We start from the raw sequence: 26,357 nt of genomic DNA, 5'->3' as shown, positions 1-26,357 counted from the left end.
GGCTATGTATAATAAGACAAGAAAACCACGACTTTAGTTAGGAGAATTAAATGAGCGCGAAAGCTGTAATGATAGAGGAATTAAAAGAAGGCTTGAAAAAGGGATGGGAGAAATCAGGGTTCAAGGAGCCGACAGCCGTACAGACGAAGGTATTTGCACCGATTATGGAAGGGGCAGATGTAATTGCTGAATCCCCGACAGGGACAGGGAAGACCCTTGCCTATGTACTTCCGGTCTTAAACAAGGTTGACCCTGTTGAGCAAAAGGTGCAGGCTGTATTCGTGGCACCGTCCCGTGAATTAGTGATGCAGATCTTCGAGGTTGTGCAATCATGGGCAAAAGATTGCGGCATCACGGCAGCATCCTTCATTGGCGGCGCTAATCCGAAGCGTCAGCTAGAGAAATTGAAGAAGCATCCGCATGTTGTCATTGGAACACCGGGAAGACTGGAGGAATTGATTAAGCAGAAGAAGCTGAAGATGCATGGAGTGAAGACAATTGTACTTGATGAGGGAGACCAGCTCCTGATTCCAGAACATATGGCTACCGTAGGAGCAATCCTCCATTCAGCGATGCGTGACCGTCAAGTGCTGCTCTTCTCAGCGACTCTGCCAAAGCAGCTTGAAGAAGAAGCATCCCAATGGATGAATGAGCCTGCTTGTATCCGGATTGCTAAGGAAGAGACCGTGCAATCGAAGGTCGACCATATTTATTTTGTTGCTGAACAGCGCGACAAGATTCTTATTCTTGAGAAGCTGGCGAAAATGTCAGGGATGAGAGCGCTTGTCTTTGGAAGGGATATTGGCAACCTTGATGTGATGGCTTCAAAGCTTTCCTATAAAAAGGTTGACCTCGCTGTCATACATGGGGATTCGAAGAAGATGGACCGTGAGAAGGCAATCCGTTCCTTCCGTCAAGGAAAGCTGCCGCTCTTGCTTGCTACGGACGTAGCTGCAAGGGGATTGGATATCGAGGGACTTCCATATGTCATCCATGTGGACTTCCCGGAATCGATTGCCCAATATGTTCATCGCTCAGGCCGGACAGGCCGCCAAGGTGCAAGCGGAACCGTCATCTCCATCGTGACGCCGCGTGAAGAGCGCGAGCTGCGCAAATATGCCCGTGAGCTCAAGCTTGAGGTGAAAAGGAAGGAATTATTCAAGGGACAAATCGTTGATGAACGTCCCGTCTATCCGAAGAAAAGACCTGACGTAAAGCCTAAAAAGCGAAAATAAGTGATTCGATCACTCCGAAAAGCCCATGCATAAAATCTGATAAATGGCAAAAACTAGGGTGGATAAAAGAGTAGGGAGTGAATGGAATGAAGAGATGGACGTTGAACATTTTGGCGGGCATTATGCTGTCGACAGCCTCATTTACGGGCATGCTCTCATCTGCCTATGCGGCAGAAGATAAAGCACCGGCACCTGCGCCAGCTGAGAAATCACTGACAGACGCTCAGAAAGCAGAGCTTGAATCGATGCATCAGGATGTCCTTCAGCGTGAGAAGGATATTATTCATAAATACGTTGAATACGGTGTAATGACAAAGGAAACGGGCGATATGATTCTTGACCATATGGATAAGCGCTTTGAGAAAATCAAGGAACATGGCTATGTCCCGCCCCGCCATTTCGGCAAAATGCCTCATCCAAAGCCAGCACCAAAAGCAGAGAATTAAGCATAGAGAACTCCAAGGCCTAAACAGGCTTTGGAGTTTTTTGCGGTTCTAAATACCTATCTTTGAAGAAAGTTAGAATTTTCACCCATTCATACTTTCTTTTGTTCAGCAATACGTTATAATAAGGATGGGTTAATTGTGCAACCGCTTGCACTAATCGATGACCATTTATGGGAGAGTGAAATCAATGAAGAGATTATTTGCAGTAGACCCATGGAAAATTATTGAGGAAGAGCTTCATAAGGATGATTTTCGCCTAGCTGAGAGCATGACGAGTCTTGGAAACGGCCATATGGGCTTAAGAGGGAATTTCGAGGAAACCTATAGTGGTGATTCACATAAAGGTACATATATTGCAGGAGTTTGGTACCCGGATAAAACAAGGGTCGGCTGGTGGAAAAATGGCTATCCGGATTATTTCGGAAAAGTAATCAATGCCATTGATTTTATTGGTATTCGCGTGCTGATTGATGAGGATGAGATTGATCTGTATTTGGCTGAAGTGAAGGATTACCGTCGTGAGCTTGATATGAAAACAGGTGTCCTGACACGGACGTTCACGATTGTCCATGAAGGCAAGGAAACAAAGGTAGAGGTTATGCGGTATCTCTCGATTGCGGAGAAGCAGCTTGCCGTGATTCATTATCAGGTTACCCCGCTAAATCATGACAGCAAGATTACCTTCATTCCTTATTTGGATGGGGATGTACGCAATGAGGACTCCAATTATGACGAGGACTTTTGGAAAGCAATCACAAGGCATGCAGAGCCGAATAAGGCTCATCTTGTTATGGAGACAAATGAAAACCCTTTCGAAACGGAAATCTTCCGTATTTCAGCTAATATGGGATTAGTGGCTGAAGGGGATGTGGCTGAGATTAAGCCTTATATAAATGTCGAGTATGTCGATAATACAATCGTCATGAATACGATCGCTAAAAAGACGGTCTCCCTCACGAAGTATGTCACGGTCACAACGAACCGAGACTATGATGGTGAGCACCTTGTTGAAAAAGGGGAAGAGATACTGAACCAGGCGATGCAGGCTGGATTTGATGCCTGCTTAACAGCTCATAAGGAACAGTGGGCAGAGCGGTGGAAGATGGCCGATATCCAAATTGACGGAGATGATGAGGCTCAGCAGGGCATTCGTTTCAACCTCTTCCAGCTCTTCTCTACCTATTATGGGGAGGATGCCCGTCTGAACATCGGTCCAAAAGGCTTTACAGGGGAAAAGTATGGCGGTGCAACATATTGGGATACGGAAGCATATGCTTTGCCTTTCTATTTGGCGACCGCAAAGCCCGAAGTAGCTCGTAATCTATTAATCTACCGTTATAACCAGCTCGAGGGCGCTTACGTGAATGCGAAAAGGCAGGGCCTTGAGGGAGCTCTCTATCCGATGGTGACCTTTACAGGGGTGGAATGTCATAATGAGTGGGAAATCACCTTTGAGGAGATTCACCGAAATGCAGCTATTGCCTATGCCATCTATAATTATGTCCAGTACACCGGGGATAAGGAATACTTGCTCGAGTATGGAATCGATGTGCTGACAGGCATTTCCCGTTTCTGGGCAGATCGGGTTCATTACCAAAAGCGAAAAGATCAATACATGATCCACGGGGTAACCGGTCCGAACGAGTATGAGAATAATGTGAACAATAACTGGTATACGAACAAGATGGCAGCTTGGACACTGCGCTATACGATGGAGGTCATTCATGAGCTGAAGGAGAACGGCCATGAATCCAGACTGGCAGATTTATATATTTATCAGGAAGAGCTCGATCGCTGGGCTGAAATCACGGAGAAAATGTATTTGCCATATGACGAGGAGCTTCAAGTATTTGTGCAGCATGACACCTTCCTTGATAAGGATCTGAAGAAGGTGAGTGAATTGTCCCCGCATGACAGACCGTTGAATCAGAAGTGGTCATGGGACCGAATTCTTCGCAGCTGCTTCATCAAGCAGGCCGATGTTCTGCAGGGCATCTACTTCCTCAATAATGAATTCACACTGGATGAGAAGCGGCGCAACTTTGAATTCTATGAGCCGATGACCGTTCATGAATCCTCTTTGTCTCCATCCGTTCATGCAGTACTCGCTGCAGAGCTCGGCATGGAGGAGAAGGCCTATGAGATGTATAACCGGACAGCAAGGCTTGATCTAGATAACTATAATAATGACACAGAAGATGGGCTTCATATTACAAGTATGACTGGTTCCTGGCTAGCGATTGTTCAAGGCTTTGCCGGCATGAAAACCTTTGAGGGAGTGCTATCGTTTGCACCATTTATCCCAGCCGCATGGGATCGTTATACCTTTAATATTAATTACCGCAATCATCATCTTACTGTGAAGGTTGATCAAAAAGCAGTTCAAATTACCCAGGAGGGCCCTGCGCTGACCTTTGAAATGGATGGAGTGAAGCATGAGCTTGAAGAGAATGGCATGTTGAGCATTCCGATGGCGAAGGAGGAGAGACAACAATGAGTAAGCTTGAAGCCTTTATTTTTGACTTGGACGGAGTGATTACGGATACAGCGGAATACCATTTTCTTGCCTGGAGGAAGCTGGCTGAGGAGCTTGGCATTCCTTTCACGAGGGAGGATAATGAACGGCTAAAGGGTGTTTCACGCATGGTCTCACTTGAAATCATTCTAGAGATTGGCGGCAAGCAAGGAGCCTTCACGGATGAGGAGAAGGCACATCTTGCAGCGAAAAAGAATGCTCATTATGCTGAGCTGATCAAGCAAATCACTCCTGCCGATATACTGCCTGGCATAAGGGAACTATTAGCCGATATTAAAGAGGCCGGTTTTAAAATCGGCCTCGCCTCCGCCAGCAAGAATGCGCCAGCCGTTTTGGAAGGATTAGGCCTTTTGGATGAATTTGATTATATGGCCGATGCGAATCTGATTACGCATGGGAAACCAGACCCAGAGATTTTTCTAAATGCGGCGGAAAATTTGCAGGTAAAGCCGGCGCATTGCATCGGCATAGAGGACGCAAAGGCAGGAGTGCAAGCCATCAAACGGGCAGGCATGTTTGCCGTTGGCATTGGTTCTGTTGATCAACTGGGACAGGCAGATGTCATTTATGCCTCCACCAAGGAGCTTTCTTTAGAAGAATTAAAAAAGAAATTTGGCAGATAATGTAGAATTGGCAGGCTTTTGACATTATGTGTAAATATTTTGTAAATTAAAACTTTTTCCTTTTTAGTTGTAATTTGGAAAAGTAGTTGATAAGATAGCCATAACATTTGGGAAGCAATGGTATTCAAATTGAAGGAGTCTTTCCAAGCAGATGATTTTTGACCACATTTCATGGTTTCTAACCATGGAACGTTAAGGCCATACGGACAGCCGGGTCAAATGCCGATTGGCAACTTAGTTGCCTTATTGATTGAGTTAAAAGCTCAAATTTTATAAGTTGGTTACTTTACAACCAGTGCGAATAAATCGCACATCAACTTGTGAAACGGTCAATAAGAGTGGTAAAAGTAATTATTTGCTATATAGACTCTAAACCTTGATGGTATATTTGAATATTTTTTAAAGAGCTTCGTTCCTTTTGTTCTTGCATGCCTCTGTCTGCATAGAGACTGGAAGATTTTAGTGGTTTTTGCTTTTTGAATCATATTTTTAATGTCCATACACAAACGCAAGTGATGTGCGGCTCGCCGCTATTACTTGCGTTTTTTTGCGTGATTTCAAGGTTAGAGGGTAAGTAGATAAAGAGGATGGTCTGTCGATCTGTAGATTCAATCTTCGGAATATTGAGAGAATCGTTGCCGCAAGACAGCGGCCATTCTGGAAAGCCCCGCTGCTAGAGACCGATCGACGATAAACCATAGGGGGAAAGCCGAATTGAGTGATAAGAAGAAGAGTGACGGCCGAGTGCTGCAGGATAGGGCCCCTATCCATGAGGCACTCGAGGAATTTAAGAAAAAACGAATTGTGCCTTTTGATGTACCAGGCCATAAGCGCGGCAGGGGGAACCCTGATTTGACTGCCTTCTTAGGTGAGGAGGCCTTGAGCGTGGACGTGAATTCCATGAAGCCGCTTGATAATCTCTGCCATCCGGTCTCTGTCATCCGTGAAGCAGAAAGGTTAGCGGCAGAGGCCTTCGGTGCAGCCCATGCCTTCTTCATGGTCAATGGGACAACATCAGCTGTGCAAGGGATGATTTTGACCGCCTGCAAGAAGGGCGACAAGATTATTGTTCCGCGCAATGTCCACCGCAGCGTCATCAATGCACTCGTTCTATGCGGCGCAGAGCCGGTCTATGTGAATCCTGATGTGGACCACCGCCTCGGCATTGCGCTTGGCATGTCAGTCAGCCAGGTCGAGAAGGCCATAATAGAAAATCCTGAGGCGAAGGCTGTACTGGTCAATAATCCAACCTATTATGGCATCTGTTCGGACCTTCGCGGAATTGTTGAGCTTGCTCACAAGCATGGATTGCTCGTGCTCGCAGATGAAGCGCATGGAACACATTTGTATTTTGGCAAGGATTTGCCGGTCTCTGCCATGGGGGCGGGAGCTGATATGGCGGCGGTGAGCATGCATAAATCAGGGGGAAGCTTGACTCAAAGCTCCTTCATGCTGCTTGGTCCTTCCGTGAATGCCGGCTATGCCCGGCAGATTATTAATCTGACCCAGACCACGAGCGGGTCGTATCTGCTGCTATCGAGCCTGGATATCTCCAGAAGAAATCTCGCTCTCAATGGGGAGGAGATATTTGCTCATGTCGTTGAACTGGCTGAATATGTACGTCAGGAAATCAACCAGATTGGAGATTTCTATGCCTTCTCCAAGGAATTGATCAACGGGGACAGCGTCTATGATTTTGATGTGACGAAGCTGTCTGTTTACACGAGAGATATCGGGCTCGCCGGCATTGAGGTATATGACATTCTTCGAGACGAATATGATATCCAGATTGAATTTGGCGATATTGGCAATATCCTTGCCTATGTGTCTGTTGGTGATCGCAATCGAGATGTGGAACGGTTAATCAGTGCCTTATCAGAAATCCGGAGACGCTACAAACGCGATAAGGCTGGCATGTTTACGCAGGAATATATTGATCCGGAGGTCGTGACGACTCCTCAACAAGCCTTTTATGCAGAGAAGGAATCCCTGCCCCTTCATGAGACAGTCGGCAGGGTGTGTAGTGAATTCGTGATGTGTTACCCGCCGGGAATTCCTATCCTGGCACCAGGTGAACGGGTGACACAGGAGATCATTGATTATATTGATTATGCCAAGGAAAAGGGATGCTCCATGACCGGACCAGAGGATTTAATGATAGAACGACTGAACGTACTGCAAGGAGTGTGACGAAAATGGAACTTTGGTTTAGTGAACGGCATACCCCGAACGTTAAGCTATCGATCAAGGTGGAAAAGCTGTTGTACAGCGGACAAAGTGAGTATCAGCGCATCGATATTTTTGAATCGAAGGAATTCGGCCGCTTTCTAACCCTTGATGGCTTCATGATGCTGACCGAGAAGGATGAATTCATTTACCACGAGATGATTACCCATGTACCGATGATGGTTCACCCGAATCCAGAGAAGGTGCTCATTATCGGAGCGGGAGACGGGGGAGCGGTGCGTGAGCTCGTTAAGTATGAGAGCGTGAAGCAGATTGATTTGGTGGAGATTGATGAAATGGTCGTGGATGTGTGCAAGAAATATCTTCCGCAAACGGCTTGTGCGCTCGATGATCCGCGCCTTCAGATTCATTATGAGGACGGGCTGAAGTACATACGCTCCTGCGAGGATCAATATGACTTGATTATCGTTGATTCGACCGACCCATTCGGTCCGGGCGAGGGCTTGTTCACCCGCGAATTTTATGGAAGCTGTTATAAGGCATTGCATGAAGACGGAATTATGGTCAATCAGCATGAGAGTCCCTTTTATAAAGAGGATGTCGCAGCCATGCAGCGTGCTCATAAGCGAATCGTGGAAAGCTTCCCAATCAGCTATGTGTATCAGGCACATATTCCGACCTATCCATCGGGTCATTGGTTGTTTGGGTTTGCATCGAAGAAATATCATCCAGTGAAAGACTTGAAGCGAGAGGCTTTTAAAGACGCACATCTTCATGCGCGCTATTATAACCCGAAACTCCATGTCGGCGCCTTCTCGCTCCCAACTTACGTAGAGGAGCTGTTGCGAGATGTTGAATAAAAATATCCAAACCTTTATCGGCTGCGTGGCGGAGTATAACGAGGCAGACATTGTTCTCTTCGGCGCCCCCTTTGACGGGACGACCTCCTATCGTCCCGGAACCCGTTTCGGTCCGCAGGCGATTCGTCAGGAATCATATGGGCTTGAAACCTATAGCCCTTATCAGGATAAGGATTTAACGGACATGGCTGTATTTGACAGCGGAGACCTGGAGCTCTGCTTCGGCAATGTTGAACGCGTGCTTTTTGATATTGAAGAGCGTGCAAGTAAGATCATTGAGGATGGAAAGATTCCGTTCATGATTGGCGGTGAGCATCTCGTTACGCTTGGAAGCGTGCGCGCCGTGGCGGAGCAATATCCAGAGCTCCATATCATCCACTTTGATGCCCATACAGACCTGCGAGAGGATTATCTTGGAGAAATGCTCTCCCATGCATCTGTCATCCGCCGCTGTCACGATATCCTTGGAGACGGTCGCATCTTCCAGTTCGGCATTCGTTCAGGGGACCGCAGTGAATTTGAATGGGCGAAGAAAGGCCATGTGTTCACGAATAAGTTTAATTTCGATGGACTTGAAGCAGTGCTAGAGCAGATCGGGGACAAACCGGTTTATCTCACGCTTGATTTAGATGTTCTTGACCCATCTGTCTTCCCTGGAACAGGGACACCGGAGGCAGGAGGAGTCACCTATGTGCAGCTATTAGAAGCCTTGCTTGCCGTTTGTGAGAAAACAACCGTTGTCGGCCTCGATATAAATGAATTATCACCGACCTATGATCCGAGCGGCATTTCAACAGCCACAGCCTGCAAGCTTGTCAGGGAACTATTAGTAGCGATTAAAAAATAAAGAATCAGGATTGGAGAGAAGAAAATGGGTAAAGCGTTAATCATCGGAGCTGGAGGAGTAGCCTCTGTTGCCGTTCATAAATGTGTACAAAACAGTGAGGTATTCGAGGAAATCTGCATCGCGAGCCGGACAAAATCGAAATGTGATGAGCTGAAAGCAAAGCTTGACGGCGGCAAAACAAAAATCACCACGGCGCAAGTCGATGCGGACAATGTGGACGAACTAATCGCCCTTATCAAAGAAGTAAAACCGGATATCGTCATGAACCTGGCTCTTCCGTATCAGGATTTGACCATCATGGATGCCTGCCTGGCGACAAAAACACATTATATGGATACAGCGAACTATGAGCCGGAGGATACAGCGAAATTTGAATACAAATGGCAATGGGAATACCGCCAGCGTTTTGAGGAAGCCGGCATTACAGCCTTGCTTGGAAGCGGATTTGACCCAGGCGTGACAGGCGTATTCTCTGCCTATGCATTTAAGCATCACTTCGATGAGATTGAATACATCGACATTCTAGACTGCAATGCCGGTGACCATGGCTACCCATTTGCGACGAATTTCAACCCGGAGATCAATATCCGTGAAGTATCCGCTAATGGCCGCTACTGGAAAGATGGCGAGTGGATTGAGACAAAGCCGATGGAGATCAAGCGTGTGTATAACTTCCCTGAAGTCGGTGAAAAGGATATGTATCTCCTCTATCATGAGGAGCTTGAATCCCTATCCCAAAATATCCCTGGCTTGAAACAAATCCGTTTCTTCATGACATTTGGCGAGAGCTATCTGACTCACCTCAAATGCCTTGAAAACGTCGGCATGACTTCCATTGAGCCAATCATGTTCGAAGGAAAGGAAATCATTCCGCTTCAATTCCTGAAGGCGGTCCTCCCTGACCCGGCATCATTGGGACCGCGCACAAAAGGAAAAACGAATATCGGCTGTATTTTCCGCGGGACAAAAGACGGAAAGCCGAAAACCTATTATGTATACAATGTATGCGACCATGAAGAATGCTACCGTGAAGTCGGCTCCCAAGCCGTTTCTTACACAACCGGCGTGCCAGCGATGATTGGTGCCATGATGGTGATGACAGGCGAATGGAACAGACCGGGCGTTTACAATATTGAAGAATTCAATCCAGATCCATTTATGGAAGCACTCAATAAATGGGGCCTTCCTTGGAAAGAAAGCTTTGATCCGGAGCTAGTTGATTAAGATGCGCTTTGAAGAACTGCCAACACCAAGCTATGTGGTTGATGAGGCATTACTTGAGAGAAACCTGGAAATGCTGAGCGGAGTAATGGAGCGGACCGGCTGCAAAATCATCCTCGCGCAAAAGGCGTTTTCGATGTATGCGACCTATCCGCTGATTGGGAAGTATTTGAGCGGGACTGCGGCGAGCGGCTTGTTTGAGGCAAGGCTCGGATATGAGGAAATGGGGAAGGAGAATCATGTCTTCTCCCCGGCTTATCGTGAGGATGAAATGGATGAGATTATCGACTTATGTGACCATATCATCTTTAATTCCTTCTCCCAGCTGGAGAAGTATGGGGAAAGGGCGCGCAAGGCTGGTAAGAAAGTTGGTCTGCGCATCAATCCGGAATGCTCCACCCAGGAGGGTCATGAAATCTATGACCCTTGTGCCCGCGGCTCCCGATTCGGGGTTACCATCAGTCAGTTCGAGCCAGGAAAATTGGATGGTGTGTCTGGTCTCCACTTCCACACACTGTGTGAGCAGGATGCCGATGCCTTGGCAACCACACTCGATGTCATTGAGGAGAAATTCGGCGAGTGGCTGCCGCAGATGGAATGGATCAATTTCGGTGGCGGCCATCATATCACAAGAGAAGGCTATAATTTTGATTTGCTCGAAAGCTGTATTAAGAGAATGCAAGATCAATATGGTCTCAACGTATACTTGGAGCCGGGCGAGGCGATTGCGCTCAATGCAGGCTTCCTCATAACAAGTGTTCTCGATACCCTTGTGAATGATGTGGAGCTCGCCATTCTTGACACCTCAGCATCCTGCCATATGCCGGATGTGCTCGAGATGCCATACCGTCCGCCGCTTTTAGGCTCTGGGCTTCCAGGAGAGAAAGCTCACACATACCGTTTAGGCGGCCCAACCTGTCTCGCCGGCGATGTCATCGGAGACTATTCCTTTGATGAACCACTGAAAGCAGGCGACCGTCTCGTATTCGGGGACATGGCCATCTACTCCATGGTGAAAAATAACACCTTTAACGGAATGGCGCTCCCAGCGATTTGTCTGCGCGACAAGGATGGCGACTGCCGGATTGTCCAACAGTTCGGCTATCAGGATTTCAAATATCGACTTTCATAAGAAAGAACAGGCGGAGTTTTTGGGACTTCGCCTGTTTTTATTTGTGAGCGTAGCGGAGGCAGCTCGATTAAACCTTTCATAGCGTGTTTTTCTCTTAGGATTTCAGCTAAAAATCTTCATTTCACTGGCAAGGCGTCTCAGCCTATCATTTTCAACTTTTGAATAAGGAGGGGGCTGTTTTTTTGTCTGGGATTTCCTTGATTTTATTATTTAAGGGTGGATTCCGGAGTTAAGGGAGAAAACCTGCCCGCATCAATCTGCCAAAATAAAAAACTGCCTCCCCTAAAAAGATAGGGAGGCAGTTCCGTTTCTTATTTATCATCCAGCTTAATGCCTTTTAGCAAATCAGCGAATGGATTATTGATTGGTGGTTCTTCTTTCTGCTGCTGTTTCAGGTATTTCTGAACGGTACGCTTGTCAGCTTTGCCGCCGGATTCCTTTTTGCGTCTTTCTTCAAAGGAGGACAGCTTTTCACGGTAGCCGCATTTGCAGGTGAAGATTTGTCCTTTGCCTTCTCCGCGCAGCTCCATTTTCTTTTTGCATTGCGGGCAGCGAGCATTGGTTAACCGGGCGACATTCTTGCGATAGCCGCACTCACGGTCTTGGCAGACAAGCATTTTGCCCTTCTTGCCGTTGACCTCAAGCATCGGTTTGCCGCATTCCGGACAGGATTTCGTTGAGATATTATCATGCTTGAATTTCTTATCGCTGGCCTTGATCTCAGAAACGATTTCCTTCGTGTGCTGCTTCATTTCATTGATAAAAGCATTCTTATTGAGCTTGCCTTTAGCAATCATCTCGAGCTTTTGCTCCCATTCAGCAGTCGTAGCAGGAGATTTAAGCTCATCTGGCACAAGGTCAAGCAGCTGACGGCCTTTGGACGTGATGTAAATATCCTTGCCGCCGCGTTTCTCAATCAGGAAGGAATTGAACAATTTATCGATGATATCAGCCCTTGTGGCAACTGTACCAAGTCCGCCTGTTGATTTGAGTGTCGCAGCAAGCTTTTTGTCCTTTGTCTCCATATATTTCGTTGGGTTTTCCATCGCAGACAGCAATGTCGCTTCATTGAAGCGTGCCGGAGGCTTCGTTTGACCGGATGTTTGGTTGATAAGGGAAACCTTGAGGGTGTCGCCTTTGTTGATGTGCGGCAATAGCTGCTCCTTCACATCATCACTGGATTCCTCTTCCTCAAAGCGGTTGTTGTAAACCTCTTTCCATCCCGCCTTAGTGACCGTCTTGCCTCGGGCGATGAAGGATTCAGAGCCAATCTTCGCATGGACAGTCAATTGCTCAAATTCATGAGCAGGGTATAAGACCGCCAAGAATCTTTTCACAACGAGGTCATAGATTTTTCGCTCCTTATCATTGAAGGCACTGTAATGGACATAGCCCTCTGTCGGGATGATGGCATGGTGATCACTAACCTTGCTGTCATCGACAAATGCCTTCGTTGCCTTGATCGGCTTATTGGCAATTTTATTGGCTAGCTTGCTGTATTCAGCCCCGCCGATTGCTTTCAGACGCTCCGGAATCGTGCTGACAATGTCAGAGGATAGATAGCGGGAATCCGTCCGAGGGTAGGTGAGTACCTTATGCTGCTCATACAGCTTTTGCATGATATTCAATGTTTCTTTAGCAGAGTAGCCAAATAGCTTATTGGCATCACGCTGCAGCTCAGTCAAGTCATAAAGGGCAGGGGAATAGGTTTTCTTCGCCTTACGCTCGATGGAAGCCACCACGGCATCCTGTTTCCCAAGAGCTTTGACGATTGTATCCATTTTCTCTTTATTAAAGCTGCGGCTGTTCCCGTCCTTGTCCTGCCATGTGAGGGTAAGTGCATCTGACTTTGCCTCAATCCCGTAATAGGTTTTCGGCTTGAAGTTCTTGATCTCCTCCTCGCGAGCAGCAACCATGGCTACAGTCGGGGTCTGCACACGTCCGCAATTCAGCTGTGCATTATACTTCGTAGTCAATGCTCTTGTCGCATTAAGACCGATATACCAATCGGCTTCCGAACGGGCAACCGCAGAGGCATACAGATTCTCATAATCCTTGCCGGGCTTCAGGCGATTGAAGCCATCCTTGATGGCTTTATCGGTAACAGATGAAATCCATAAACGCTTGATTGGCTTCTTCACATGAGCCTTCTCGATGATCCAGCGTGCAACAAGTTCTCCCTCGCGTCCTGCGTCTGTCGCGATAATGATGTCTTTCACATCGCCGCGGGTCAGCTGGGATTTCACCGCATTGAATTGTTTACCTGTTTGCTTCATGACAACAAGCTTTAACTGCTTCGGCAGCATTGGCAGGTCCTCAAGATTCCATGTTTTATATTTTTGGTCATAGGTCTCTGGGTCAGCCAGTGTAACAAGATGACCGAGAGCCCAAGTGACGATGTATTGATCTCCTTCTAGAAATCCATTGCCCTTCTTTCTGCAATTCAGCACATTGGCGATATCGCGGGCAACAGATGGTTTTTCGGCGATTACTACGCTTTTAGCCATTATCTGAACTCCTTTACGTATTCTGTACCGTTAAATATACCATAGTTTTGGAGCTGAAAAAGGATAGACACTTAGACTAAGGAATAAGCTCAATCAAAACTTTCTGGGAGAACGATTGAGGAATCATGGAACACAGCCGGAAACAGTCGGAATGGTCCTGCTTCTTAGGGTCTAAAAATCCATTTTTGTAAAAATATCGAATCTCCATTTTCGACAAAATTCTATACAATTTGTGGTAATACAAGGAGGTTTCTAGGAAGAAAATCCTGTTTTATAGGGATTTTTCGTACATTTTGAATTATCGAACTTATTGAAATCGTTTGTCATATAGGGGCATTTATGGTACGATAAAAACGCTAAAGGTTTGAAGATCAAAAAAATTTTTACAGTCTTTAAGTACATGCTTTAGACATGAAAGGTTTTTCTGGTTTTCTACTTTTGAATATTTTCTACTAAAGTTAGGAGGCCAAAAAATGGTCGGAAAAGTAAAATGGTTTAATGCAGAAAAAGGTTTTGGTTTTATCGAGCGCGAAGATGGTGACGATGTATTCGTACACTTCTCTGCAATCCAAGGAAATGGTTTCAAAACTCTTGAAGAAGGTCAAGAAGTTGAATTTGAAATCGTTGAAGGTAACCGCGGACCACAAGCAGCTAACGTTGTTCGCATCTAATAAACCTTTTTGAACTTATACGTGAACTCATTAAGAAGGGAGAAGGCAATTATTGTCTTCTCCCTTCTTTTTTCTATGTGCATAAGACCTTCCCTGTGGTGCAAATTAAGAAGGTATGTATTCTTAACGAGCGGAGGCAGGGATAATAGATGAAGAATCAGGAGAAGAAGCTTAAATGGTGGCAATTATCGATGATTGGAGTTGGGTGTACAATCGGTACCGGCTTCTTCCTCGGGTCTGGCCTTGGAATTAAGCTCGCTGGTCCTGCCGTCTTGATTTCCTTTCTGATTGCTGGAACGGCGACTTATTTTGTGTATGATGCACTTGCTTCCATGACCCAAAAGGATCCACAAAAGGGGTCGTTTCGCACATACTCCCGAAAGGCGTTCGGCAGGCCGGTTGGATTCATGAACGGCTGGATTTATTGGTTTTCTGAAATGTTTATCGTGGGGAGCCAGCTGACGGCCATTTCATTATTTTCACGCTTTTGGTTCCCGGATATTCAGCTCTGGGTATTCGCCTGTATATTTGGCGTACTTGGCCTGATTGTTATCTTAATCGGAACGAAGCTGTTTGAGCGAATGGAAAATGTCAGTGCTATTGTAAAGGTAGCGGCCATTCTGATGTTTGTCATTATTGCTATTTTAGGTTCAACCGGTGTGATTGATGGGGAAAAGGGCTTTGATTGGCCGAATACTGTTGCAGGCCTGTTTCCAACTGGATGGAAGGAAATCTGGGCTTCGCTGATCTTCGCCTTTTTTGCCTTTGGCGGGATTGAGGTCATTGGCATTATGTCCATGCGGCTTGAGAAGAAAGAGGAGGCACCAAAGGCCGGGAAGATTATGCTTCTCATATTGCTCGTTATCTATTTAGTCTCTCTCAGTCTGGTTGTCTTCACGCTTCCGCATCATGATATTAAAGCAAATGAAAGTCCGTTTTTAACCGTTCTTTCCTTCTATCAGGTTCCAATTGTAGCCCATATATTTAATGCAGCCCTAATGATTGCTGGGTTCTCGACTATGTCAGCCTCCCTATATGCTGTGACGACCATGCTCGTGGCATTGGCTGAGGACCGCGATGCACCGCGCTTTGTGGGCAAAAGGGGGAGGCTGGCCATTCCGGTTCCGGCTTTTATATTCACGGTGCTCGGGCTCGTTATCTCCATTGTTCTGTCACTCCTTATGCCGAACAGTGTGTATGAATATTTTACAACCGGAGCCAGCCTGCTTATTTTGTATAATTGGATTTTGATTTTGATGACATACTCGAAGACGCTTGAGCTCTCCATAATGGATAAATGGAAACGGAATATTGCCTTTTTGTTTATCCTGCTTGGGATTACAGGAACCCTTTTTCAAAAGGGGACAAGGGGCGGACTTCTTGTCAGCCTTTGCTTTGTTGCCTTCATCGGCCTGATTACCTTTATTGTCAGCGTAAAACGAATTCGGAAACGGCCATTGACAGCAAGGCGGATGCGCAATGATTAGAAAAGGGCCTGAATCCCTTTTGAGCCGAAATATAAGCCAAATGCAATTAAGGAAGTTCCGGATAATAAGGAAACGACCCGAAGGAAGCGGTCTGTTAAAAAGCGCCTGAAGAAGCTGGATAATAAGGCAATCGTATAATCCCACAGGAAAATCCCGCAAATGATGGCGCAGCTATTAATGAAAATTTGACGTGAGGAAAAATCATCGGCTGTCTCTGCCAAAACAGAACCATAGATGCCAATCCAAAAAAGGATGCTCAGCGGGTTCATCAAGGACATGAAGAAGCCTGTACGGAAGGAATGAAATCTCGTCGCATTCCTTTGAGGGCTTTTTTCATTTGCCGTCACCGAAGAGACGAGACTTTCAATGCCTGAATAAATAAGGACAAATGCTCCGAATAGCCAAAGGAAGGTCTGGATGATCGGAATATTCATATAGGTGGCTAACCCGAAATAAACGAGAATCATATACACAATATCAGCTAGAATCGCCCCAAGACCAAACAGCCAGGCATAGCTGAAGCCTTTGCGGAGTCCGGTCTCCATCTGTGCCGCATTAATGGGTCCGATTGGTGCCGATAAGGAAATACCTAAATAAACATAGCTTAATAATCCATACATGCAAGCAAGCCCTCCGTTTCATTTGCTTGTACAAGTGTATGCAGCAGAGCGGGTCTATAAAACTAAAAGAGGAAGCGGCGGACTCTTCTCGTGCTTAATCTGCGGATGGGAGAACATGGGCTAGCTTTGTTCGGGTTATCGTCTTTAAATTCTGTGTATGCCCATAAAAAGGATCCGTTCGCTTTTAAAACAAGAAGAACCTATTCAAAGGAGTCGTAAGATCTCTGAATGCAGTTACTGAAAGGCTGCTCAATCTAAACATAAAAAAACAGGTGAAAAGCCAAATGGCCATTCACCTGTTTTCTTGTTTTACGCCCAAATATATGTAATGAGAGATAGCAGGATGGACGTAACAACGAGGGCAAGCAGCGGCATACCTGCTTTCTCCTTTAATTCCCGAAGGTCAATGGTGAGACCGAGACCTGCCATGGCCATGGACAATAGGAAGGTTGTCAGCATTGCGATGGAATCATATAAGGATATTGGGAACCAATCGCCTGCGATATAGGTACGGAAGATGCTGAGCGCTACAAAGCCGAGCAAGAACCATGGGAAGGCAATCTTCGTATTTTTATCGCCATGCTTTTGTCTGCTCTTCATCCAGAAGACAAGTAAGAAGCTGAACGGAATCAGAAGGAATACGCGGCATAGCTTAGCGAGAAGGGCCATAGCGACTGCTTCCTCTCCAGCCGGTTCAGCAGCCAGGGCGACATGAGCGAGCTCATGGAGACTGAGTCCTGACCAGATACCATAGCCTACCGGTGTGAGTCCGACCATTGGCAGGAGGACGGTATAGCCGACAGCGAATACGGTACCAATGAGAGCAATCATTCCGACGCTCATTGCTGTATCCTCTTCCTCAGATTGCAGGATTGGGGAAATGGCTGCAATGGCAGCCGCCCCGCATATACCTGTCCCAGCACCTAATAGGAAGGAGATATGTGGGTCAACCTTTAACCAGCGCCCAAGAAGCATCATCACGGTGATGGAGAAGACAATGACTACAAATGCTTTTCCAAGCAGTCCAAGTCCTTCACTGAAAATGATTTGCATGTCTAGTTTTAATCCGTAAAGTATAATAGCGGCACGCAAAAGAATGCGGGCAGAGAAGTGAACTCCGGAACGCAGATTCTCAGGGTAGCTGCGGACATTTCGATAAACGATGGCGAGCAGGATGCTGCATGCCAATGGTCCGATATAATCGAATACCGGTAATTCTGCTAGAATAAATCCTAATAGGGCAAGTAAAGCTGTGAAGCCAATGCCGCCCCAAAAGGAAATCCGTGAATTGGTTTGAGAAGTCATATTGTTTCACCTGTTGCCTTTCAATAAATATTTGGAACAATTGGACATAGTTCAGTGTACTGGTTTGAATTATTTTAGAAAAGCTTTATTTAGCGATAATCGTTAGTATGTTTCGCCAGTAAAACATTTTTTATACAGGACAGATAGGTCGTACCCATTTTTCACAGGGTATAACAGGGTATATACTTAAAGAAGACATAGTAGAATCATGGATGTTGAATGAAGGAGGAGCCAAACGATATGAAATGTATTGCAACTGATATGGATGGTACATTGCTGAATGAAAATCAGCGAATCAGTGATGAGAATCGTAAAGCGCTTGAAGCAGTAAGAGAGATGGGCGGACAAGTCATTATCGCAACCGGCCGTTCCTATAAGGAGGCAAGACTGGCCTTGGATGAAATAAACTTCAACTGCCCAATTATTAGTATGAATGGTGCTGCGGTTTATGACCAAAAGGGAGAGCTTCTGGTCTCTCATCCTATCTCATTTGAGGAGCTGGAAAGTACCATTACCTTCTTAGAGGAGGCTGGATTATATTTCGAGCTTTATACCAATCACGGTGTATTCTCGAAGAACCCAGAGCGTGCCATTGATTCTCTCGTGGATATCGTTTTAAGCGCTAATCCCGAGCATGACCGAGAGGATGTACGAAGGAGAGCGCTGGCAAGAATCGAATATGGGTTCTTGTTTGAAACAAAAGATTACCATGCCTTAATCAAGGAACCGGATATGCAAGTCTTTAAGATTTTAGTATTTTCCCTACAGAAAGATCAACTCAGTACAGCAGCTGAAGCCCTCGCAAAATTCGATGGGCTAACCATTACATCCTCAGCTAAAGGGAATATTGAAATCAACCACCGCGGAACCTCGAAGGGAACGGCCCTTGAGGCATTATTGAATAAACTAAGCATACCACTTGAAGAAACCATTGCAATCGGGGATAACTTGAATGATGTCTCTATGTTTGAAAAAGCGGGTCTCTCGATTGCGATGGGGAATGCGTCCGACGATATTAAGGGGATCTGCAAGGATACAACCTTATCAAACAAAGAAGACGGCGTGGCCCATGCCATCTACCGCTATATGGTTTCAAAAAAATAATCAGATATAGGTATAACACTGGGGAAAATTGGTTAAATTATAAAGGCAATGAAGTTTTCCAAAGTATCCCCCCCTTTTTGGACCGCTAGGCTCATCTAAGCCTGGCGGATTTTTTTGTTTTAAGAGAGCGATATGAGTTGAAAAGACAGAAGTTTGGATTAACACTCTTTTATATATACAAAGTATGTATATATTAAGGGTGTTATTTTATTTTCATTTGAGTAAAACCTTAATATATCTGTAATTGATTAAATAGTCCTCTACAAATAACTATATACTAAGTATATAATGGTAAAAATAAACAAAACAATGAGGGGATGATAGAATGATTCGGGTGCAGCAAGTAACAAAGGAGTTTTTGCAGGGACAAGAGAGCACACGCGTACTAAGAGGGGTTGATTTACATATAGAAGAAGGGGAATTTGTTGCCATTATGGGGCCAAGCGGTTCTGGGAAAAGTACCTTGCTTCAATTGTTGGGGGGGCTTGATGTGCCAACAAGCGGGGATATAGAGATTAAACAGAACCCCTTAAATAAGATGAATGAAAAGGAAAGGACAATCTTTCGCCGCAAATATGTAGGATTTGTTTTTCAAAATTATCAATTACTGCCGACACTGACGGTGGAAGAAAATATTGCTTTCCCTCTCCATGCTGACGGGAAATTAACGAAGGATAAGATGGGAATGATTCAGGACTTGATTCAATCTGTAGGTTTGGCAGGGTTGAATCGTAAACAGGCCAATCTCCTTAGCGGGGGGCAGCAACAGCGGGTAGCCATAGCTAGAGCACTTGTCAATAATCCGGCCGTGTTATTAGCTGATGAACCGACTGGGAACTTAGACAGAGGAAGGGCAGAGGACATATTGCGGTTATTATCCACTTTTCACCGCGAAAAAAAGCAGACCATTATGATGGTTACCCATGATCTTTTCGCAGCAGGCTTTGCCGATCGAATCATCCTTTTCAGAGATGGGGCGGTAGATCAGGTCATTTCTAGAAAGGATGATGACTATGCTAAGTATTTGGCGAATTTCATGGCGTAATAGTACACATAACAAAAAACGTTTTTTCCTTACTTTGCTGGCGATTATTCTAGGAACCTCTTTTGTCACCTCCATGTTAATAGCGGATAAAACAACAAATGATGTGTTCGATTATTATGAGCAGATGTATGTGGCCAATGCAGATTATTGGATTTTAAGTGACGAGCATACCTACTCAGAAGAGCTGGTTTCGTCCATTCAGGATCATCCCTCTGTTAAAGATGTATTACTCGCGCTTGATAAGCAAGCTTTCTTTGAACTGGATGATGATCATTCCTTGAATGAACGGTCTGTCCGTATTACAGGTGTGAGCGACCAGAACAGTTCATTGCTGGAGCTGCCGGTCATTGAAGGAAGCCTGGATAATGAAGGGATTATCTTGCCTGCTCCTGTTGCTGAACTATTGGGGAAGGGGGTAGGTGATACGGTTCGTTTTGCTGATATGGGTGAAGCGAAGGTATCGGCTATCGTTGAATACACACAGCTGCTTGCAAGTCCTAGCGATTGGGAAGGTGCTGAATCAACTAGTTTTCGTGTAATGGCACCGCTGGAACAATTAAGGGATTGGACAGGAAAGGATGATGCCGTTTCATATGTACGCTATCAAACGAATGGCGATGGAGACATCCTTTTTCAATCTCTTCAGGAGGAACTCCATGACAATAGCGCATATGTGCAGCCAGTCGTTGCGGATACGCTCCAAAGCAACGATATAGAAGGACTTTACACATTCTTTTATTTGATTGGTGTTCTAGCCATGTTTATTAGCGGCTTTATCGTATTTAATATGATTTATACAAGTGTGATGGAAAGGAAGAAGGAATTTGCCATCATGAAAAGCCTGGGATATGTCCAGAGTACGGTGTCTAAGCTCATTCTTATGGAAATTTCCCTTCTGGCATTGATCGGAACAGTCATTGGTGTCCCGCTTGGCATATGGCTCGGAGATATATTCATGCAAGCCCTTCTAAGTGTATTTAAGTTTGATATGGTTTACAGCTTAAATTGGATAGAACCCGCCATCATAGCTGCTATTATTGGATGCTTGTTTCCGATTGTTTTTTCCCTTTTTCCTATTTATTACGCAGGGAAGACTTCCATTCTCCTGACATTAAAAACAGCGAACCAACCCCAACCATCATCAAGACAGTCCATTATTAGGGCGATTATTGGTCTTAGTCTTCTAGGCTTTGTATTTGTGGACCATCCGATTTCCTATCTGGCGATTACAGCGAGCATCATTATATTATTTCCTTTTCTACTAATCGCTGTCACGTACGTATTGAGGCCGATTTTACAGTTTCTCTTTCAGTATGCTGGATTAATGGCCGTTAAGAACCTGCTGGGCCAGCTCAATCGAAATGCTAATACGGCTGCTATTCTTGCTGTGGGCATTTCCGTCATGTTATTGCTCGGTGCAGCTGTGGAGTCAGCACCTGAAGCATTAGGGAAAGAGATCAGAAACACATATGGAGGAGATGTAAAAGTAACATCTGAAGCACCATGGTCTGCTGAAGATCAAGCAAAGCTTGCTGCCTATGAATCTGTCACAGCTGTTGAACCGTTAATGGAAGCTACTCCAATTACATGGGAAACCATAAATGGAGGGAGCAGGCAATTCTCTGTTTTTGCTGTAAGCGAAGATGGCCCATCCTTATTTGAACATCCGGAGGAGAAGGATTTATATAAGGAACTGGGGCAGAAACGAGCTGTCCTGCTCGGAAATCGTGCTTTCGATGAGTGGGGCGGCCGTATAGGGCAAAGGATACAGATGAATACGCCCTCTGGTGAACAAGAGTTTGAGGTGATTGGTGCTGTCAAAACAGCTCATTATACAGGGTATGCTGCCTTTATGGATGAGAAATACCTTCGTAATGAATTTGGGTGGACCCATCCTTTTGATCTGCTGCTTTCCGTAAACAATGCAGCGAATGATTCATTAAGAGACCAGCTGTGGAATGATTTTGGTGCCCATCTTGGCAAAGTACAAACGGTAGATGATGAAATTGAATCGACTGTGTCAGCTGTTACAGGTATGAATGAACTGCTATTAGTGATGCTGGTTTTTGTGATTGGGTTAGCGAGTATTGGGACAGCGAATACGCTTTTGATGAATACATTAGAACGAATCTACGAGATTGGAACGATGAGGGCGCTTGGCTTTACGAAGCCGCAGGTCATAAAGATGATCGTAGCTGAAGGCATGCTTATTGGGTTATCTGGTGTGATTGGCGGAATTGCCGCAGGGACGATTCTGATTTATGTAACGAGTAAATCAGAATTTATGGAGGGCTTTTTAACTTTCCAATTACCCGTAAGTAACGTTATACTAGCAATGATTTCAGGAGTATTGCTAAGCCTTTGTGCAGCATGGACTTCTAGCAGAAGTGCAAGTAATATGGATATCCCATCATCACTCAAAGAAGGTTGATAAAAAATGTCGGTGAAATACGGAATTTTGACATTGTTATTTCAGGAAAAACATCATGGCTACGAATTGAAGATTGAATTGGATACCCTTCTTGGGATTAAAGGGAAAATAAACCCGGGCCAAATTTATACGACGCTTGACCGCCTCATCCGTGATGAGCTTGTCACATCACCAGGAATGGATAATCAAGAAAGAAAAATGTTCGAGTTAACGTCAAAGGGCAAAGTCGAGTTAGAAAAATGGCTGCTAGAACCTGTTCCTTATCATACGACGAAAGAGGATTTCTTCTTTAAATGGAGCTGCGCTCGAAGAATTCACTTTGAGCAGGAGAAGAAAATGATTGAACAGCAAAAGGCGATGATTATCAAGGAAGTAATGGAATTAACCAAATTAAAAACGGAATGGCTTATCCAAGGGGATGAAAATAGATATTTATTGATCACGGGTACATTATTGCATTTAGAGGCAGATTTGAATTGGATGAACCTGGTGGAAAATCGAATGCAATGAAGGAGAGGATAGATAGAGCCGATTTTTTGATTGGGCTCATCTATCCTCTTTTAATGAAATGACTAAGAATATACTAGCGTATGTCCTCAGCCCACTTATATTCGTAAAATCGCTCATAGAATAAGCGGCTTTCAAGCTCCTCATTCTTCTGCTCCAATAGAGCAGGCCATGAGGCCATCATTGCTTCCGTTTGAGAGCGGTGTGCCGCAATGGCCGCAAGCTTTGTTTCAATGACATCCTGGATAAAGTGAACAACATCAGGCTTGCCGAGCACCTCTTGATGATTATTGGAGAACGCCACACAATAAAGCTTCGGCCGGTTGGCTTTATCCATTGAGCCGACTGCACGAACGACAGCCCGGCCTGTTGCCTCATGGTCCGGATGAACGCTGAATCCTGGATAGAACGTAATGATCAAGGATGGGTTCACTTCCTCAATGGCTGCACGAATGCGGTTAGCCAGCGCTTCTTCATTCTCGAACTCGACCGTTTTGTCACGGAGCCCCCACATGCGCAGGTCCTGAATGCCCATCACATTAGCAGCATCCATCAATTCCTGTCTCCGAATATTCGGGAGTGATTCCCTTGTGGCAAATGGAGGGTTTCCTAGATTACGTCCCATTTCACCGAGTGTCAGGCAAATATAGGTGACAGGTGTGTTGTTTTTTGTATAGGAGGCAATGGTCCCAGACACTCCAAAGGCTTCATCATCTGGATGAGGGAAGATTACCAGTACATGTCTCTCAGTTTCCATTATTCACAACTCCTTACTTGTCAAATGGGGTATTGCTCAGTTCAAAGGCAACGGCTAAACGCCCTTGATGATCAAGGCCTGCCATGAGCAAGCGGCCGAACTCATCGATTTCATAATGGGTGATGCCCTCAGCATAAACCCAGCCGTTTTCCATCCGCAGTCCTGCGCGGTACGGGCCGTCGCCGATAATTTTTCCTTCCTCAAACGTGATGGCGACATTGCGGATGAAAGCGCCCGCTGAGAAAAAGGATTCGTCATTATGGGATGCATAGGCCCCGTTCGTTGTTTCTAAATGCAGGTATATAGGATGACCGGCAAATGTTTGCAGGGATGCTTGAGCATCGAGAAGATCTATTGGCTTCATGATACTACCTCCTGGTTTATATCTAAAGTAATCCTAGTGTTTTACTCCATCATACTAAATAGTGTATAAAATTGCGAAAGAAGAAACGAAGGAATAAAGAAGCTGCCGGAGACAATCGCGCCGGCAGCTTTTCAAGTCAGGCCATTATTTAAATGTCCGATAGGCCCCATGCATAACAGGTCCAACGAATTCATTCAGCTTCCAGCCGTGCTCTATCGCGGCGGAGATGAAGTTCTTCGCAGTTTCAAGCGCCTCTTCAACGGATTTGCCTTTTGCTAATTCAGCTGTAATGGCTGCTGCTGTTGTGCAGCCTGCTCCGTGTGTATAAGTTGTTTGGATCTTCTCAGATTCTAGGATGGTGAAGTTTTGGCCATCGTAGACTAAGTCAATGGCTTTATCCTGACCCTCAAGTTTTGTGCCGCCTTTGATCAAGACGTATTTCGCTCCTTGGTCATGGATGATTTCAGCTGCACGCTGCATTTCTTCAACAGTCGTGATCGGTCCGAGGCCGGATAGCTGCCAAGCCTCAAATAAGTTCGGTGTCACCACAGTTGCCAGCGGAAGAAGCAATTCACGCATCGCAACCGTATTTTCCGGCATCAAGACCTCATCCGTTCCTTTGCAGACCATAACAGGGTCGATAACGACTTTATCAAGGCCGTATTCCTTGATTTTTTTAGCTGCGAGCTCAATGATCTCTACAGAGCCGAGCATGCCTGTTTTCATGGCATCGATGCCAGTCGAAAGAATCGTATCAAGCTGTGCTTCAACAACGGATGTTTCTATTGGAAATACATTATGGGACCAGTTGTTTTTCGGATCCATGGCAACGATGGAAGTGACAGCGGTCATCCCATATACGCCTAATTCCTGAAATGTTTTCAAGTCAGCCTGAAGCCCAGCACCGCCGCTGCTATCAGACCCGGCAATCGTTAACGCCTTTTTTAAACTCATGAGTTTTCTTTCCTCCCTCAAGTACATCAAGCTTTTACGTATACATTTAAATATATATCAAAATAAAAGACGATGCACCTCAATCTTGTCTAATATTATATACCTTCCATTCAATGGAAACGAATTGTCTGCTTGCATGATTATATTTCCGCGGGAGCGGGGATGAGAATGATATAATTTGTCAATAAGAGCCACTCATGTCAGATTTAAGGAAGAGGAGATGGGGTAAATAACAGGTGGTAAAAGGGGGAGTGGCAAATGAACCGAACAATCATCCTTTTGGCCGGGGGCCAATCAAGTCGGATGGGAACGAATAAGGCGCTTCTTCCAATAGAAGGGGAGACCGTTATTTCACGCATCGCGAAGGAGGCAGGCCGGATAGGCGGCGAGCTGCTGCTTGTCACAAATGAGCCTGAAGTGTATGAATTCCTCCATCTGCCACATGTCAGAGACTTGCGTGCGGGAATGGGACCCCTTGCTGGACTGGAGGCCGGATTGACCGCTTCAGCTACAGAGCATAATCTTCTGATTGCCTGTGACTTGCCCTTTTTCAAGGCTGGGACAGGGGAGCGGCTGCTGCGCTATCTAGATCAATATGAGCTTGCTGTTCCGCGGACGGAAGGTCGGCTTCATCCTTTATGCGCAGCCTATCATAAATCCCTCCTTCCTCATGTGCAGTATGCACTCGATGCCGGGCAAAGGCGCATGGATTCCCTGCTTGATGCAGCAAGGGCAAAAATCGTAGAAGAAGAGAATCCACGCTGTTTCTTCAATATGAATACGATGCAGGACTATGAATGGATGAAAAGGATACATAAGGGGGAAGGTCATGAAATTTCAGCTGACTGATGAACCAATTAATGTGAATGAGGTCATGAATAAGGTCATTAAGCGGGAAGCCGGGGCTGTCACTCTTTTCGTCGGGACGGTCAGGGAGCTGACGAACGGAAAGAAGACCCTATACTTAATCTATGAAGCTTATGAAGCAATGGCAGTCAAGAAGCTTGCCCAGATTGGACACGAGATTCAACAAAAATGGATGGGAGCAGATGTCGCAATCACACACCGGACCGGCAAACTAGATATTAGTGATATTGCTGTCGTTATTGCTGTCTCTACACCTCACCGCCATGATGCCTATGAGGCGAATCGTTATGCCATTGAACGAATTAAGGAAATTGTGCCAATCTGGAAAAAAGAGCATTGGGAAAACGGCGAGGAATGGGTAGGCAATCAGCTTGAGACGGTGAGTTACCCAGCCGGAAGGCCGGAGGAGGGGGAGAGTAAATGATTAAAATCTTATACTTTGCCAGTTTAAAAGAAGCCGCAAAGCGTGAATCAGAACAGGTCGATGCAGCCGGCAAGACCATCGCTGAATTGAAGGCCTTGCTCATGGAGCGTCATTCCATAACGCTCGATGGGGCGATGACCGCTGTGAATGAGGAATTTACAGAGGATGAAACCATCCTGCATGACTTGGATACAGTCGCCTTCATCCCGCCGGTAAGCGGAGGATGA

At 45.6% G+C, this 26,357-nt stretch carries 24 protein-coding genes; 18 read left to right on the top strand and 6 right to left on the bottom strand.

Going from position 1 to position 26,357, the window contains the following annotated elements:
- The first annotated feature begins 50 nt into the window (after positions 1 to 50).
- The 9 genes from ACY8DX_RS20640 (at position 51) to nspC (ending at position 11,087) form a co-directional block, all read left to right on the top strand.
- Positions 51 to 1,235, top strand: a complete 1,185-nt coding sequence (locus tag ACY8DX_RS20640) for a DEAD/DEAH box helicase (RefSeq protein ID WP_049669237.1) — start codon at positions 51 to 53, stop codon at positions 1,233 to 1,235.
- An 86-nt stretch (positions 1,236 to 1,321) separates the two neighbouring features.
- On the top strand, positions 1,322 to 1,681 hold the full coding sequence (locus tag ACY8DX_RS20635; RefSeq protein ID WP_049669238.1) for a YckD family protein: 360 nt from the start codon (positions 1,322 to 1,324) through the stop codon (positions 1,679 to 1,681).
- 187 nt (positions 1,682 to 1,868) lie between these two features.
- Positions 1,869 to 4,178 carry a glycoside hydrolase family 65 protein gene (locus ACY8DX_RS20630; protein WP_462405977.1) on the top strand — a complete coding sequence of 770 codons (2,310 nt, stop codon included), beginning with the start codon at positions 1,869 to 1,871 and terminating at the stop codon, positions 4,176 to 4,178.
- Positions 4,175 to 4,840, top strand: a complete 666-nt coding sequence (pgmB, locus tag ACY8DX_RS20625; protein ID WP_462405976.1) for a beta-phosphoglucomutase — start codon at positions 4,175 to 4,177, stop codon at positions 4,838 to 4,840. The genes ACY8DX_RS20630 and pgmB overlap by 4 nt, the downstream gene beginning before the upstream one ends.
- 714 nt (positions 4,841 to 5,554) lie before the next feature.
- Positions 5,555 to 7,030 (top strand): aminotransferase class I/II-fold pyridoxal phosphate-dependent enzyme, encoded by a 1,476-nt coding sequence (locus tag ACY8DX_RS20620; protein ID WP_439802414.1) that lies wholly within the window; start codon positions 5,555 to 5,557, stop codon positions 7,028 to 7,030.
- A gap of 5 nt (positions 7,031 to 7,035) precedes the next feature.
- Complete coding sequence (speE, locus tag ACY8DX_RS20615) at positions 7,036 to 7,887, top strand: polyamine aminopropyltransferase (RefSeq protein WP_439802415.1); 852 nt, start codon at positions 7,036 to 7,038, stop codon at positions 7,885 to 7,887.
- Entirely contained in the window at positions 7,877 to 8,734 is an 858-nt protein-coding gene (gene speB, locus ACY8DX_RS20610; RefSeq protein WP_049669243.1) for an agmatinase, read from the top strand. Before speE ends, speB begins: the two co-directional genes overlap by 11 nt.
- Before the next feature lie 24 nt (positions 8,735 to 8,758).
- The gene (locus ACY8DX_RS20605) at positions 8,759 to 9,958 is read left to right on the top strand and encodes a saccharopine dehydrogenase family protein (protein ID WP_462405975.1); all 1,200 of its coding nucleotides are present in this window, start codon (positions 8,759 to 8,761) and stop codon (positions 9,956 to 9,958) included.
- 1 nt (position 9,959) lies between these two features.
- On the top strand, positions 9,960 to 11,087 hold the full coding sequence (gene nspC / locus ACY8DX_RS20600; protein ID WP_462406997.1) for a carboxynorspermidine decarboxylase: 1,128 nt from the start codon (positions 9,960 to 9,962) through the stop codon (positions 11,085 to 11,087).
- A gap of 311 nt (positions 11,088 to 11,398) precedes the next feature.
- Here nspC and ACY8DX_RS20595 read toward each other — a convergent pair whose 3' ends face one another.
- Positions 11,399 to 13,594, bottom strand: a complete 2,196-nt coding sequence (locus ACY8DX_RS20595) for a DNA topoisomerase III (RefSeq protein WP_462405974.1) — start codon at positions 13,592 to 13,594, stop codon at positions 11,399 to 11,401.
- 473 nt (positions 13,595 to 14,067) lie between these two features.
- Here ACY8DX_RS20595 and cspD point away from each other — a divergent pair, with 473 nt between their 5' ends.
- Positions 14,068 to 14,265, top strand: a complete 198-nt coding sequence (gene cspD, locus ACY8DX_RS20590) for a cold-shock protein CspD (RefSeq protein WP_049669247.1) — start codon at positions 14,068 to 14,070, stop codon at positions 14,263 to 14,265.
- Positions 14,266 to 14,414: 149 nt separating this feature from the next.
- Entirely contained in the window at positions 14,415 to 15,752 is a 1,338-nt protein-coding gene (locus tag ACY8DX_RS20585) for an amino acid permease (protein ID WP_462405973.1), read from the top strand.
- On the opposite strand, the gene ACY8DX_RS20580 is transcribed toward ACY8DX_RS20585, so the two are convergent.
- Positions 15,749 to 16,372 (bottom strand): LysE family transporter, encoded by a 624-nt coding sequence (locus ACY8DX_RS20580; protein WP_439802223.1) that lies wholly within the window; start codon positions 16,370 to 16,372, stop codon positions 15,749 to 15,751. The genes ACY8DX_RS20585 and ACY8DX_RS20580 overlap by 4 nt on opposite strands.
- A 309-nt stretch (positions 16,373 to 16,681) precedes the next feature.
- Positions 16,682 to 17,677, bottom strand: coding sequence for a YeiH family protein (locus ACY8DX_RS20575; protein WP_049669250.1), 996 nt, complete (start codon positions 17,675 to 17,677; stop codon positions 16,682 to 16,684).
- Positions 17,678 to 17,917: 240 nt separating this feature from the next.
- On the opposite strand from ACY8DX_RS20575, the gene ACY8DX_RS20570 reads away from it, so the two are divergent.
- From ACY8DX_RS20570 to ACY8DX_RS20555, 4 genes are all read left to right on the top strand, one after another.
- The gene (locus ACY8DX_RS20570; protein WP_049669251.1) at positions 17,918 to 18,781 is read left to right on the top strand and encodes a Cof-type HAD-IIB family hydrolase; all 864 of its coding nucleotides are present in this window, start codon (positions 17,918 to 17,920) and stop codon (positions 18,779 to 18,781) included.
- Positions 18,782 to 19,106: 325 nt separating this feature from the next.
- Positions 19,107 to 19,826 (top strand): ABC transporter ATP-binding protein, encoded by a 720-nt coding sequence (locus ACY8DX_RS20565; protein WP_462405972.1) that lies wholly within the window; start codon positions 19,107 to 19,109, stop codon positions 19,824 to 19,826.
- Positions 19,795 to 22,257, top strand: coding sequence for an ABC transporter permease (locus tag ACY8DX_RS20560; protein WP_462405971.1), 2,463 nt, complete (start codon positions 19,795 to 19,797; stop codon positions 22,255 to 22,257). Before ACY8DX_RS20565 ends, ACY8DX_RS20560 begins: the two co-directional genes overlap by 32 nt.
- Positions 22,258 to 22,263: 6 nt before the next feature.
- Positions 22,264 to 22,767: a PadR family transcriptional regulator gene (locus tag ACY8DX_RS20555; RefSeq protein WP_049669254.1), complete on the top strand. Its 504-nt coding sequence runs from the start codon at positions 22,264 to 22,266 to the stop codon at positions 22,765 to 22,767.
- 73 nt (positions 22,768 to 22,840) lie between these two features.
- Here the strand turns inward: ACY8DX_RS20555 and bshB2 are convergent, their stop codons facing one another.
- The 3 genes from bshB2 to pdxK all read right to left on the bottom strand — a co-directional run bounded on the left by bshB2 (position 22,841) and on the right by pdxK (position 24,839).
- On the bottom strand, positions 22,841 to 23,521 hold the full coding sequence (gene bshB2 / locus ACY8DX_RS20550; RefSeq protein ID WP_439802226.1) for a bacillithiol biosynthesis deacetylase BshB2: 681 nt from the start codon (positions 23,519 to 23,521) through the stop codon (positions 22,841 to 22,843).
- 13 nt (positions 23,522 to 23,534) lie between these two features.
- Complete coding sequence (locus ACY8DX_RS20545) at positions 23,535 to 23,885, bottom strand: YojF family protein (RefSeq protein ID WP_049669256.1); 351 nt, start codon at positions 23,883 to 23,885, stop codon at positions 23,535 to 23,537.
- Between the two features lie 144 nt (positions 23,886 to 24,029).
- Positions 24,030 to 24,839, bottom strand: coding sequence for a pyridoxine/pyridoxal/pyridoxamine kinase (gene pdxK / locus ACY8DX_RS20540; RefSeq protein WP_049669257.1), 810 nt, complete (start codon positions 24,837 to 24,839; stop codon positions 24,030 to 24,032).
- 258 nt (positions 24,840 to 25,097) lie between these two features.
- Here pdxK and mobA point away from each other — a divergent pair, with 258 nt between their 5' ends.
- The 3 genes from mobA to moaD are packed head-to-tail and all read left to right on the top strand — an operon-like array spanning position 25,098 to position 26,357.
- Positions 25,098 to 25,688 carry a molybdenum cofactor guanylyltransferase gene (gene mobA, locus ACY8DX_RS20535; protein WP_439802227.1) on the top strand — a complete coding sequence of 197 codons (591 nt, stop codon included), beginning with the start codon at positions 25,098 to 25,100 and terminating at the stop codon, positions 25,686 to 25,688.
- Positions 25,669 to 26,130, top strand: coding sequence for a molybdenum cofactor biosynthesis protein MoaE (locus tag ACY8DX_RS20530; protein WP_049669258.1), 462 nt, complete (start codon positions 25,669 to 25,671; stop codon positions 26,128 to 26,130). The genes mobA and ACY8DX_RS20530 overlap by 20 nt, the downstream gene beginning before the upstream one ends.
- On the top strand, positions 26,127 to 26,357 hold the full coding sequence (gene moaD, locus ACY8DX_RS20525) for a molybdopterin converting factor subunit 1 (RefSeq protein WP_049669259.1): 231 nt from the start codon (positions 26,127 to 26,129) through the stop codon (positions 26,355 to 26,357). The genes ACY8DX_RS20530 and moaD overlap by 4 nt, the downstream gene beginning before the upstream one ends.

Source organism: Gracilibacillus sp. Marseille-QA3620 (assembly GCF_054950035.1).
Note: the sequence above shows the minus strand (reverse complement) of the source record. Positions and strands in the feature narration are given on the sequence as shown.